The 13,317-nt window shown below is 58.2% G+C and carries 8 protein-coding genes; 5 read left to right on the top strand and 3 right to left on the bottom strand.

What is annotated here, in order from left to right; all coding sequences use genetic code 11:
- The first annotated feature begins 452 nt into the window (after positions 1–452).
- Together AC06FA_RS17465 and AC06FA_RS17460 are read left to right on the top strand one after the other, a co-directional pair.
- Entirely contained in the window at positions 453–2,783 is a 2,331-nt protein-coding gene (locus AC06FA_RS17465; protein WP_478069392.1) for a TonB-dependent receptor, read from the top strand.
- A gap of 272 nt (positions 2,784–3,055) precedes the next feature.
- Positions 3,056–3,439, top strand: coding sequence for a hypothetical protein (locus AC06FA_RS17460; protein WP_478069391.1), 384 nt, complete (start codon positions 3,056–3,058; stop codon positions 3,437–3,439).
- A gap of 15 nt (positions 3,440–3,454) precedes the next feature.
- On the opposite strand, the gene AC06FA_RS17455 is transcribed toward AC06FA_RS17460, so the two are convergent.
- Together AC06FA_RS17455 and AC06FA_RS17450 are read right to left on the bottom strand one after the other, a co-directional pair.
- Positions 3,455–3,946, bottom strand: a complete 492-nt coding sequence (locus tag AC06FA_RS17455; protein WP_478069390.1) for a cold-shock protein — start codon at positions 3,944–3,946, stop codon at positions 3,455–3,457.
- A complete protein-coding gene (locus tag AC06FA_RS17450; RefSeq protein WP_478069389.1) occupies positions 3,943–4,296 on the bottom strand; it encodes a hypothetical protein in 354 nt (117 codons plus the stop codon). Before AC06FA_RS17450 ends, AC06FA_RS17455 begins: the two co-directional genes overlap by 4 nt.
- Before the next feature lie 501 nt (positions 4,297–4,797).
- On the opposite strand from AC06FA_RS17450, the gene AC06FA_RS17445 reads away from it, so the two are divergent.
- Positions 4,798–5,397: a HEPN domain-containing protein gene (locus AC06FA_RS17445; protein ID WP_478069388.1), complete on the top strand. Its 600-nt coding sequence runs from the start codon at positions 4,798–4,800 to the stop codon at positions 5,395–5,397.
- Positions 5,398–6,329: 932 nt separating this feature from the next.
- On the opposite strand, the gene AC06FA_RS17440 is transcribed toward AC06FA_RS17445, so the two are convergent.
- The gene (locus AC06FA_RS17440; protein WP_478069387.1) at positions 6,330–7,364 is read right to left on the bottom strand and encodes a Fe(II)-2OG oxygenase family protein; all 1,035 of its coding nucleotides are present in this window, start codon (positions 7,362–7,364) and stop codon (positions 6,330–6,332) included.
- A gap of 90 nt (positions 7,365–7,454) precedes the next feature.
- On the opposite strand from AC06FA_RS17440, the gene AC06FA_RS17435 reads away from it, so the two are divergent.
- Both AC06FA_RS17435 and AC06FA_RS17430 read left to right on the top strand, forming a co-directional pair.
- Positions 7,455–8,480: a hypothetical protein gene (locus AC06FA_RS17435; protein WP_478069386.1), complete on the top strand. Its 1,026-nt coding sequence runs from the start codon at positions 7,455–7,457 to the stop codon at positions 8,478–8,480.
- A gap of 55 nt (positions 8,481–8,535) precedes the next feature.
- Positions 8,536–11,829, top strand: a complete 3,294-nt coding sequence (locus tag AC06FA_RS17430; RefSeq protein WP_478069385.1) for a UvrD-helicase domain-containing protein — start codon at positions 8,536–8,538, stop codon at positions 11,827–11,829.
- Positions 11,830–13,317 lie beyond the last annotated feature (1,488 nt).

Below are 13,317 nucleotides of genomic sequence, written 5' to 3'. Positions count from 1 at the left end.
CCGGGGTCAGAGCCCTTCCGCAGGAAGGGCTCTGACCCCAGACGCGAAAAAGCATGCCAACCAAGGTTGGCATCTACCAGATCGCGGGGCCGGCAGTAGATCCACGCCATGCGTGGATGCTCCTGGCAACCGGGGTCAGAGCCCTTTTCTCCGCAAAGGGATCCGACCCCTCACGCGCGGCTATCCCCGCGTATAGCGCCGCCATACCCATTGCCATCGGCGCTGTACCACCGCGCGATGGCGATCGCGGGCCACCGGTGCAAGAATTTCGCACGTCGAAATCACGCCCTCGAACCCCGCCGCAGATGATCGTCCTTCTCTGCTGCTGACCGGCGCGCACTGCGCCGGCACCCCCCCAACGCAATCACACTGCCCGCCAGGTCGTCGCCCGTCGCGCCGCACCGTGCTGGGCGTGCGCCTGCGCCATTCTCCCAACGCAGCTGGATTTGCCCATGAACACGCCACCCACGCAGCGCCTTGCGCTGGCCATTGCCCTGTCCATTGTTTCGTCGGCGCACGCCATCGAAGCCCCCGACACCGCCCACGACACCGCCCACGACACCCCGGTCACCCTCAATGCCCTGCAGGTGATCGCCACGCCCCGCGGCGCCGCCGTTGCACCGACCCAAGTGGTCGGCCCCAACCGCTACCTCATCACTGCCACCGACCTCGATGCCATGGTCACCGGCAACAACGGCCTGGCCATGCTCAAGCAGGTGCCCGGTGCCAGCTACACCGCTACCGACGGCCTGGGCCTGGATATTTCCGCTACCAGCCTGTTCGTGCGCGGCTTCCGCATGAATGAAATGGGCATCACCTTCGAAGGCGTGCCACTGAACGACAGCGGCTTCCTCTCGCTTACCGGCACCAGCGTGGTGAACGTGGGCGTGCCCGATGGCATCGGCGCCATCACCGTCAGCCCCGGTGGTGCACCGGTGCACGTGTTTTCCAGCAGTGCCAACGGCGGCAGTCTGGAATACCGCCTGCGCGATCTGCAGGACACCCCCAGCCTGCGGCTGAAGCAGGGCGTGGGCAGCAACCGCACCTTCGTCACCACGGTCTCGGCACAGAGCGGGCAACTGGGCGAACACGGCCCCAGGCTGCTGGTGGATCTGCAGCGCGTGTCGGCCGACAAGTACCAGGGCGCCGGTACGCAGGATTTCCTGCGCGGCAATCTGAAGGCACAGCAGGACGTGGCCTGGGGTGACATCACCCTGTTCGTGTCTGACAGCAAGGCCAAGGTCTGGGGCTACAACAACATCTCCTTTGACATGATCCGCAAGCTGGGTTGGAAGGCCGACAGCTTCTACCCGGATTACGCCTGGGCGTACTACGTGGCCTCGCCGGAGAACGCGGAAAAATCCTGCGGTGCCTATACCTGCGGTGAACTGTCCGAACTGATTCCCTACGACACCGGCCAGATCACCCGCGACCGCATTGCGTCCATCAACCACCGTTTCCAGATCACCCCGGCACTCAGTGGCAACGTGCAGCTGTACAACGCCAACAGCCATACCCAGGCCACCCTGACCGACCCCACGGTGCCTTCACCCAATGGCGCGCCGTTTTCCGAACAGGTACAGACCCCGCGGGTAAACCGCTTGGGCGGCATGGCCAATGTGCAGTTCGAAGCCGGCGCACACACCTTCACTGCCGGCGTCTGGCAGGAAAAGAGCAAGGCCGCGGCCCGCACCGATTGGTACGCGCAACCGCTGCTGGGGCAGGGCGCACCGCTGAAGGCGACCGGTCCGTTCGATGTGTACGGCCCTGCGTTCCAGACCGACAACGCATCGCGTTGGGTCACGCGCTCGCGGCAGCTCTACCTGCACGATGACATCGCGCTGCGCGACACCTTGAGGCTGGGCGTGGGATTGAAGGCCGTGTATTTCCGCACCGAAGGCGGTGGCCTGGGCGATGCGCCGGACCGCCCGGTGTACGGCGCGCTGCGCGCCAAGAGCAACTTCCTGCCGCATGTCTCGCTGTTCTGGAGCCCCAGTGCAGCCACCGACGCGTTCATCGATCTGGCCAGCGGCATGAACGGCTACCGCGTGGCCCAGCGCGGCAACATCGGCTACACCGCCTCGGCATGGACCGTGACCGACCAGGAAGAGTTCGACCGCATTGCCGGCAGCCTGCGGCCGGAAAAAAACTGGAACCTGACCGTGGGCGCCACCCATCGCTTCGAGCGGCTCACGCTTACCAGCGATGTGTTCTACAGCGATATCCGCAACCGGCTGCTGTCTGCGGCGGTCGGCACCCAGTTCGCGCAGATCAATACCGTGCGGCTGATGCCGAAGATGCACGTGATCGGCGCGGACCTGGGCATCACCGCCGATCTGGGCGATCACCTGCAGTTCTACCAGGGGGTGGCCGTGGCCCGTTCGTACTACGACAGCGATTTCGTGGTGGGCGATACCGTGTATCCCATCAAGGGCAACGCGCAGCCCGGTTACCCGCAGGTATCGCTGGTAAGCGATCTGTCCGCGCGCTTTGGTGACTGGCGCTTGGGTGCCACCAGCACCGCGTACCTGCGCCAGCCGTTCACATACGAGAACGATATCCGCGTGCCCACGTTCTGGCAGGTGAACACCTATGCCGCCTACACGCTGGGGCAAGGCAGCGTGCTGCCCGGTCTGGAACTGCGCGTGGATATCAGCAATCTGTTCAACCGCAACAACATCGGCACGGCCACCATCGCCGGCTCGTCGTTCTCGGGTGATTACCAGACCCTGCAGCGCAGCGCCCCCCGGCAGGTGATGTTCAGCACCGCCATCGCGTTCTGAACGGACGGGGTCAGATCCCTTCTGCAGGAAGGGCTCTGACCCCACGCGCAATGTTCCCGGCACCGAAAAATCATGCCAACCAAGGTTGGCATCTACCAGATTGCGGGGCCGGCAGTAGATCCACGCCATGCGTGGATGCTCTTCGCGACCGGGGTCGACCGGGGTCAGAGCCCTTTGCTGCGCAAAGGGGTCTGACCCCTCACGGAACCCCTCACGGGGTGGGGCGGCACCCACGCAAGGTTCCCACAATGTTGCCGGCGCATGCTGTCGCCATGGCCCAGCCCGACCCCGTGTTCCTGCCCACCCGCCCGCGCGCCCACGGACGCCCGCGGCCGGTGCCCTATGCGGCCCCGCAGGTCGATCTGAACACCGAATACCAGTTCTGGCAGGCCTACGAACGCCTGGTGCGGCCCTTGCCCGGCGGCGGCCTGCGCCTGGCCTGGCTGGTGTTCCAGCAGGTCTACCGCGCCCGCCAGCGCCATCCGCACGACAGCCATGCCAGCGCCCTGGGCCGCGTGCTGTTCGGCAGCAACATGACCGCCGAACGCGCCGCCGAACTGCAGGACCTGTACGGCCTGGTCAGCCGCCGCCTGGCCGCCCTCGCCACCCGGGGCGCCCGCCGGGGTCAGATCCCTTTTCGCAGAAAAGGGCTCTGACCCCATCGCACCGGCTCAAGCACGCGCAGCCACATCCACCCCCAACACACACCGCGCGTCGTCCGGCAGCCCCCGCCGCATGCGCAGAATCCACGCCTGCACCCACGACGGCTCGACAGCCGCCGCCACGTTGCCCGACGGAATGCCCAGCCACCGCTGGAAAACGCTGTGCAGCACTTCAATATCCGGCGCGCGCCACAGCGCATCGGCCGGCACGCGGATCAGCACCAGCGGCGGGGCATTCTGCACATCCATCACCACCACGCCCTTGCAGGTCAGCTGGAACGAATCAGCGCCCGCCTGTGCGCTGTGGAAGTCGTACCCGTGCCGTGCCATGGCCTTGGCAAGGCCGCGTGCATGGGCCTCCAGCAGCGAATAATCGAAGTCCTGCAAGGTGCGGTAGGTGTGCACCTGGTCCTCGGGCGCGGGTGGATCGGGCCATTGTTGCCACACTGCGGCCGCCTGCACGCCGCACACCGCCACCACGGCAAGCAGGTACGCCTTCATTGCGGCCGCACTCTGTCCTGGATGAAGCTGTTCAACGCCAGCGCGGCCATCGCCAGACCTTCCATCACGCGGTCGCCCACGTACTGGTCCGGGTTGCCGTTCTGGCGCGCGCGCTCGGCGGCCAGCAGCAGTTGCTGCACCACGCGTTGCCCGGCCAGGGCGCAGTCGGCGTCGCACAGGGCGATCTGCCGGCTGCGCAACGGGTGGCGTTCCGGCCACGGCTGGCCGTCAGCGGCAGCGCCGCCGTCCACGCTGTGCAGGATGGCCAGCAGGCTGGTGGGGTCGGGTGCGGGTTCGGGTTCGGCCGCTTCCTGGATGGGGCGCGGGGAAGGGGAGTGCGGTGCGGTCATGGCTGGCTCCGTGCAAGCAGGCAGAAGCCGCCACCGATAAAGGTGGCGGACGATGCGTGGCTCGAAAACCGGCGTGTGATGATCCCCGGCGGGCGCGAAGCCCCCACGCACCGCCCGCCATAGTCGGCAGACGGATTACCAGCCGACACCGCGCGAAGCAGTGCCGGCTGGTAAGCGTAAACATCATCACAACGGCGGGTTTTCGACGCCCGGCCACCCTTTGTCGGTGGCTGTACCAGAGTTGCCTGATGTTGCTGTGATCGCCAAGAGGTTAGGGCCAATGCCGCCCAAACCCGAGACGTTATCTGCATTGTGGCACAGGTGTTGAACGGCGAGAGGCCTGGGGTATATGCCCCTCGGACTTTTTGGAGCGGCCTCGCCAAATTGACCCTTAGCAGGGTGCTAAGTATGTCGATTGCGACAGCTCTCGCGATAAGAAAGAGTCAGGCAAACGGCAGGCTACAGTTCGCCGGTTAGATCTTCAGGCGGGCTGTAACTCGCTTGAGCTTCAATCAGGAGTGCTGCCAATTTCTCAGCCAAACGGACTTTGCAATGACCTCTCAAGCACTTCAGACCTTTAACCATGTAATTCAGGATGCAGCTGATCTACTTGCACATTTCGATGCTATCAACAGCCAGCCTCCACCGGCGAACGCCGAGGTCCTAAAGCGGGCAAGTCTGGTCATGGCGCTCGCGGCCCTCGAGACATATATCGAAGATCGGATCAGCGAAGCCGCCGAGCAGGTTGTTGGCAGGGACGGCGCTGGAAGTCGGATGCGAGCTTTCTACGTCGCCTCACTAGAGAATGACTTGAAATATTTCCACACTCCGACTCCCGACCGGACAGGTAAAATTTTCGAGAAATACCTGCAGATTGACGTAATTCAAGGATGGGTTTGGAACAACTACAACCCAGTGCGGGCCAGGGCGCAGTTGAGCGCTATTGCCAAGAAAAGAGGTGACATAGCACATCGTTCGCTCAGGCCAGTTGCCGGCCATACGACTGCACATGCTGTGAATCGAGAGGAGCTGCGGAAGCACATACAGTTCATCCGCGACTTGGTGGTTGCCACCGACAAATACATCGAAAGCCGGTTATAGCCTGTGACTAGCTGGCAGTGCACGTTATGTATAAGCCAAAAGCAACGCCAGAATCTGGCAAAGAAGTGATCTCCGCGGAAGCCTATTGAAGAACTGGTCGAATCTTCTGAGGATGCCAAGCTTAGAGGAGAGGAGTCTGTGATCGTTTACCTAGGCTGGGGATCCCTCATATGGGACCCGCAAGACCTACCATTTGTCATTCCATGGCAAGGTGACGGTCCTGTCATCAGAGCTGAATTCCAGCGACAATCGCAGGACGGTCGATCGACACTAGTTCTCACTGAGGAGGCCGCGCTTGTCCAGTGCCTTTGGACTAGATCCGGGCGAGATAGCCTGCACGCGTCAATTGCTGAGTTGGCTTCTCGCGGAGGTGTTCCAAGCAAGAACGTTGCAACGTCGATTGGCGTTTGGAGGCCTGGCGATCCATCTCCAGCCTGTATGCCGATGCTTACACCTTGGGCAGAGGAAAGGCGGGTGTCGGCAGTTGTGTGGACTGCGTTGGGGCCCAAGCTGAACGGAAAGGCTGTTGCAAGCGTGTCGAGTGAAGCGGCCTTGGCATACCTTGAGGCGCTTACCGACGTGCAGAAGCAACGAGCGAGGAGTACGTGCGTCGAGCTCCAAAGCAGATCGCGACGGCCTATCGAACTCAAATTGAACGGGCGCTTGGTTGGGCGCCGGTTTGACTGCGTGATTCTAGCGCTCGGGTTCTCGAGGACACTGGGGAGCTTGTGGTCCCGTGCCGCTAGCCGCCTGCAGCCAGTATTGTCTTCGCTGGCAACCTGCTCAGCCGAAATCCTTGCTTTCTGTGAACTGAGGAGCGGCGTCTGATACTGGCGAGGTCACTGAGGCACGGTTAGTATCAGCACTGGAACCAATTCTGTATCTGTGTGATAGCGCTGTGGGGCTGGTTTCAGCCCCTTTGTCGCCGCCCTTCATGGGAACAACACGTATGACGGGCGGCTCCCAAGATGCCGGGATTCATCAGGAACTGATGACTGGACAATTCCATAAGTCCTCACAAGCCAGCGCGAGTCACCACCAGGCGATCCGCCCACCACACCGCGGCCATGAAGAGCTATGCGATTACTTACCACAAGGACATCGCCTGGGCGCACCGTCACATGGACTGTCGTCTGGTTGCATGCGCTCTCGAATCGTTCGGAAGCCGCGCTAGCTGGAGTATCTTCGACGGTAGTCACAGAGCTGTGGCTGTAGCGAACATGGGTAGTTCCTCCTACATCCCTCAGTACGGCTGCCTCGTTCACTGTGTGGACTTCGCCAAGTGTCGCCTCCGTGCCTTGCCTGAACGTGACTTGGGCAGCGATGCCGAACTGAGGCTTCTTGAGCTCCAAGACGTCTTCAGGCGATAGCTTAGCCAAGACCTCGTCCAAGATCATGACGGTTGTTGCCACGTCATTCGGATTGCGGAAACCGAGCAACGTCACTACATCTGGCGATGGGGCAATTCTGGTGTAGATAGGGTCTGACTCTCCCACGAAAGGAAAGCTAACGGCATCGGTATGGCCGCGCATTCCTTTGACTGACTTCTCCGCGAACTTACCTTGGCCGGGCATCGCAACCAAATTGACGAAGAGCTGTCCAGAGTTCTCCGCCCCATACGAGACTGTCTCCAGGCCGAGGACGTGGTGAATCGCAAGCGAACTGGCCATGCCTGCGACGCAGCACGGTGCCGTTGGCACGGGGAAGAAGCTCTGAGGAGTCTCTGGCAAATCGTCCAGAGCAAAAGCACCCTGCAGATGAACGAATGGCTTGGTCCGAAAAGCTCGGCGGACCTCGTCTAGGGCAACTTCATCACCGAGCCCCAAGTTGCGGATAACGGTGCTACCGAGCAGTTCACCAAGGATGTTGGGCTCACCCAGCGCAACAACCTGAGCGGCGGCGGGGGTGTCCCGCATCCACTGTTGGACGGCCGCCTTGACGGCCGCAGCTAGATCCGGCTCCGTCATAGGCCCTCTCCTTGAAGTTGATACAATCTTGATATGTCACTACACTGCTTGTCAAGCGGTCACCCGCAAGATCTCCACTGGAGAGCAAAAATGAGCCTCAAACAACATGAAAATAGCCTAGAGCAGGGGCAGGCGCTACTTGCGGCATTTGCAAAGCAACTCTACTCGGCTCTCGGTACAGCCCGGCTAGACCTAACTGAAGACTTAAAGGTGTTCTGCAGATTCCACGAGGATGGTCACGAGCATCAATCCAACGCGGTAGCCACGGTTGATGAAGCAATCCGAGTGGGAGTTGCTGAGATATATGTCATAGTTTTGGAGAAGCTTATTAACACTGGGAGCGGTCCCGAGCGAGGAGGGACGGTTGCAGATGTGGCCCAGCCAAGCCGGCAGGCCGGTGATGGTCGGTTTCGCTCAAAGGAACGTAAAGTTACTGTGGGTGTAACGATGCCGACTTGTTTGAAGGATCATCTTTCAAATTTGGCTGCCGATGAGGAGCGAACCTTCTCTGAGGTGTCGCGAGGGTTGGCTATATACGGGTTTAAGGATTTTGAGGAACGCTCATATGGATTGAGCTCCGCGGCCCTTTTTTCACTCCTATCTAATGAAATGGAGAAGTGGCGTAGATCCGAGACTGAGCAAGTTATGCTCAGGCTTGAGCCATCTTATGCAATTAGGTTTAGAGCTGCCGCGAAGGAGTATAGAAAATCTGCATCTGAATTTAGTGCTCTTTGTGTGGTTCATGGTATGGAGATGCAGCAGCAGCTGGCTGTTTTGGAGGTTAGGATCTCCAAATGCAAAGGTCCAGCAGTTCGATCGCTGCTGTCCAAAATTGGGCTCGAATCCTACGCCGCCCCTCTAATATCAGGCGTGCTGAGAGGAAGCGTTACTGCTCCAAAGTGGATTAAGCGTGAGCTCGCAAGCTTCTTCGAAACTACTGAGGTCGCACTTTCCGAGCTATTCCTGCGTTCGTTCTCTGGTAAGGCGGTCCCCGCGTTCAAGGCTCCCGATGGTAAGCCTACAGTCTGCGTTAATGCCACACCTTGGGAGCAGGCGGTCAGATCACTCGATTTGCCAGTGGAGCAGGAAAAAGACCTTTTGAATATCGATAGGTAGGGTGAGCATGAATCCTTTTCAGCGAGCGAGAGATCAGGCCCACACGGTGCGAGCCATGCTGGTTTCGGGTCTGGCTCACACAGCAGTTATGGCAAAAGATCTTCTTGATAAGGTCGAAGTTGCCTTGGAACTGGCCGTTGAACAGGTTCCCAGTTCATATCAGGATCTTGGTGGTGGTAGCGCAGTTCTGCAACGAGAGCAGGGATTCATATATGTTGACAGGGCTATAGAGGCCTGGGGGCCTGACTTCTGTGCGCTTGTCGCTCATGAAATTGGACATTACTTTCTTGATGCCTCTAAGCCGCCAACCACCGTTGCTCACCTCACTTCACTCTTGGACAAGGAAGAGTGCCCGGGGGCAGTAAGGGTGGAGGCATATGGTGTCCGAGAGCGACAGGAACTTCAGGCCAACGTATTCGCTCGCGAGCTATTGCTTCCAAGAGATGTTGCTAGACTTCTGGCTAGCCAGGGAAAAGGGCCGAAGGAAATTTCTAGGGAGCTTGGAATCCCGCTGGAGTTCTGCCGACTTCAAGCGCTCGACGCATTACTCCTCCCTGAGTACGAGGGCGTCACCTCCGTATTGCAAGAGGCGAGCCCCGATCAGCATGCAGCAGCGACGGCGAAAGGAAAGGCTGCGAATGTGGTCGCCGGTCCTGGAACCGGTAAGACGACAACTTTGATTCATCGAATCAAACACCTTATAGAGTCTGAAGGTGTTAATCCAAACCAGATTCTTGCGCTAACTTTTACCAACAAGGCCGCTCACGAACTGATTGACAGGCTCCAGAGTGCTGGAATTCGAAACGCCGGCGAAATTTGGTCCGGGACTTTTCATTCGTTAGGGTTGGAGTTTCTTAGGAAGTATCACCAGAGGTTCGGTTTGGAATCGGATCTTCGTGTGGCTGATCTTCTTTCAACCATCACTATGATGGTGGGGGCGCTGTCGCGCGTAAGGCTCAATTATTACTCTCGCGTCGAGGATCCCTACGTCTGGCTGGAGAAGGTCCTCGAAGCAATTGCGAGGCTTAAGGAGGAATTGATTACTCCCGGCGCCTATCGCGATTTCGTTGTCGAGCACCCTAGCCAAGATGCCGAAGTTCAGGCCAAAAGAGCAGACGTAGCAACGTTGTTTGAACTATATGAGGACCTTCTCGCCGAGCGGCGGGAGGTCGATTTTGTAGATCTTATATCCAAGCCGGCTCTAGCTATAAGGGCTGATCGCCTGTCGTTTAAAGAATTTGCTGATAATTTTACCCACGTCCTCGTGGATGAATATCAAGATGTAACGCAGGTGATGGTTGAATTTACTCGGCAGTTGGCATTCAAGAAGAACATTTGGGTGGTGGGTGACATTCGCCAGGCGATCCATCACTGGAGAGGCGCATCCCTAAAGAGTATTCTGAAGTTTGAGGCTGAGTTCAAGGCACATTCGGGTGGTGAAAGAATCCAGCGATATCCTCTAACTAGTAACAGACGCAGCTACCAAGAGATCGTCGATCTGACCCAACACGTCGGGCGTAGTCATGTTCTTGAAAGCCAGATCCCTCTGGATGCGGTGAGTTCATTTAAGGGGCTTTCCCACGAGAAGCCTGTTGTTGTGACTTGCTCGTCAAAAAGCGAGATCCTTGGGGCTGTCCTGCAAAATATCAAGGAGCTTGCCGTCCGGGGTGTTTCGTTTGGCGGTCAAGCAGTTCTATGCAGAAGTACGGCAGATCTTCAGTCCGCCGCTGAAGGTTTAGCAGCACATGGAATACCCGTGGTTTATGTCGGAGATGTTTCGAGGCGACCAGAAATAAAGAGACTTCTGTGTTTGATGCAGGTCTTGGTAGAAAGAAGACCGAAGGCTCTTTTGGGCTTACATGGCACGCAACCCATGAGCATATCGCTATCGGATGTGCTTGTTCTCACAAAGGCAGCTTCGGCTGATATTAAGTTTCAGCGTGGAGGTTGGTTGGGAAAGACAGTCCCAGGGCTGTCTCAGCTAGGGGCGTCAGCCGTCGCCTCACTAGCCAGGCTCTTGGAAGGGTACAGGCGCGATTCTAACCCTTGGGACTTTGTATGCGACATGATCTTGGAGCATCGAATCTCTCTTCCCCCTGCTGCTGATACCTCTGTGCAAGCATGGAATCAGAGGATCGCATTGTGGCAGTTTGCCTATTCTGTTCGAAATAGTACGGGGGATATGAAGGAGGCTCGTTTGTCGCGTTTCCTGATGCGACATCGACTGCGCCAAAGAATCGGTGAGAACAGCGGTCAGCGCGAGCTTCCGCCGGAGGCCGGTGGGCTCGATGGGGTGCGGCTACTTACCGTGCATGGTAGTAAAGGCCTTGAGTTCGAGGCCGTCCATGTGGCGTACGTGAGGGCCGATAGTTATGGTGCCAAGAAGCCAGGTTGGGCGCCAGAGAATATACTGGATATCGTGCCTCCTGAGGTTCTCGGTAGCAGCATTGATGAATATGAGAGTGAGGCTGCGGTAGAGAGAAACAATCTTCTATATGTGGCTGTTTCGAGGGCGAAGCGTCATCTCTATCTTTACCAAGACAAGCAGTTCGGCGATGACTCCATAGCACCTCAGCTTGTCCACTATCCCTACAAATTCAATCCTGTCAATTATAATGGCCCCTCGCTGGAGCTTGCGGGGATTAAGGCTGCTGGTGCATTTGTGGCTCCAAAAAGGATGGCTTTTTCGGATTTCGACAAATACGTAACTTGTGCCCTCAAGTACTGGTATTCGTGTGAGCTTGGCCTGATCGGCGAGGCGGATATCGATGTTTCAGCTCGTGCCCGAAGTGTTGTAATGGAATCACTAAAGGAATATGCGGACGGAACCGTGAGCTCTGCGGGACAGTCTTTTGCGCGGAACTGGGCTGAACGAGGGCTTCCCAATGAGGTCGAGGATCCCTCACTCTGGACAGATGCGCTATCAGCACTCCACAAGGGTGAGTCGCTGGTACGGGATTTCAAGATAAAGGGGGGAGTATTCTTTGAGCCAACTTCAACTGTCGATTGGCTTACTATAGAAATGCCTTGGGGCTTCAGGGTTGGTAGAAGTACTGGCCTTGACTATTCAATTGTGAATTTTATGCGCCGTCGAGTTTCGGACACTTCGACGATTATGAAGCCATTAGTTTCTTTGCTTGATGTGGAAGGTCATAGGAAAGTGAGTTTGAGCTACGTGATGTCCTCGAAGATCGACGAAGTTAAAGGGGCGGTTCGAATTGAGGCGACGAAGTCTTACAAGGCGATTGGTCGGATGAGAATCGGTGACAATAGCCCATCGGTCGGATATCACTGTCGCACTTGTGACTTCTCTACGATCTGTCCATCTGCCCCCCTGCTAGTAAATTGATCAATCTCACATCGATGAGTGGGCGCGATGTCTCCATGTGCTGAGGTGAGAGGGGGGCGTTGATCGGTGATCAGTGATGAGTGAATTGAGCTTTGCTCCATTTGCGCCATGAGGTGCGCGATTCTCATTCTGGAAAACTGCATAGCCAGACTTCTGGCTGTTTGTATGTGTAGGCTTTTGTGCGAAAGGTCTGTTCAATCCACCCTCCAACTGCCGCGGTAGCGCCAGCCCGCGCAGATCTTGTTGCAACAATGCAGACAGCAGTGGGCGCAGGTTTAACTGGTTTAACTGCAGCTATGCATCCACCAATTGGCGATCCAGGCTGTAGGATGGCAACGGCCCTTGGCAGAGTGCCGCACTGCGATCCGCCCGCGGGACAAGGCGCTGCGCGACGTCCGGTGCAGGCACGGCAAGCAGCTGTTCCTGCCGAACTGTTTCGCAGCGCAGTCGATCATCTTCGGGCGGATAGACCTTAGTGTCCAGATCGCACAAGGCATCTAGCAGCATCTAGCAGATCACGCTGGCGCTGCCGGTCTGCAGCAACCTCGTCCATGATTGCGCCAGGACGTACACCTGATATTTCCAGGCGGGCGAACCTGGTGCTGGCGCGCTCGTCTCCTGAAGAAGCGCTGCATCCCATGCACGCTAGCGTCAAGAATGCCAGAGCGAGCATCGGACTTGCATTAGCCAGTATGGCCATAGTTCGACCAGTGGAGTGGATCCTCCGGGATACTCTCTTGTCTTGCTTCTAAGTGGAAATGAGCTCGCGATTGGCTTCCCGATCCGGCCAGTCACCCGGCGTCAAACGTGGATCGACCATCAAAACGATGAGGCGCTGATTGCTCAAGTCCAGGCGATGAGCGTGAGGTTGGGCCAAGACTCCTTCAAGTGGCATTCCAGCTTAGAACGCTCGGGGATCCAGGACGACAAGATCCGGTGTCCAACGTTAGTGATAGCTGCGGCGCAAGGCCAACTCCAATCAGCGATCGAGGCTGAGGAACTGGCTGGCCGCATCGCTGGCGCACGTCTGTGCCTGATCGAGGACTCGGGCCACCTGCTGCCCATCGAGTCGCCCTAGGCTCTTGATGCGCACATCGAACGCTGGGCGCTTTCGCAGGATCTCTAGATGCTTACGAGGCGCCCGGGCGCTTCATGCTCCTAGCGCATCTGCCTGTTCGTAAGTTGGGGCACGCAGCCAGTGTCCGCTTATGGCCGATAGCAGCCATACCCTTTTCAATGAGTAGATGTGCCCATATGCGCGAAAACCACCTCACCCTGACCGAGTCGCAATCACAACACTTCTGCACCCAACTCAGCCTCGAACTCACAATCGCCGGAAGAAGCATCTGGTCCGATCCAGACCTCCCACCCGCAACCCAACTCAACTGCCTGAAGTGGTTGAACGAAATCCAGCACCGCCTCTGGACGGCCCACTCCCAGCCCTCAGCCGAATGCTTGGCCGTCCTGCTCGATCAGATCACCGCCGCC

The organism is Stenotrophomonas sp. Steno-C17 (genome assembly GCF_056393165.1).
This window is presented reverse-complemented; position numbering and strand designations above follow the sequence as displayed.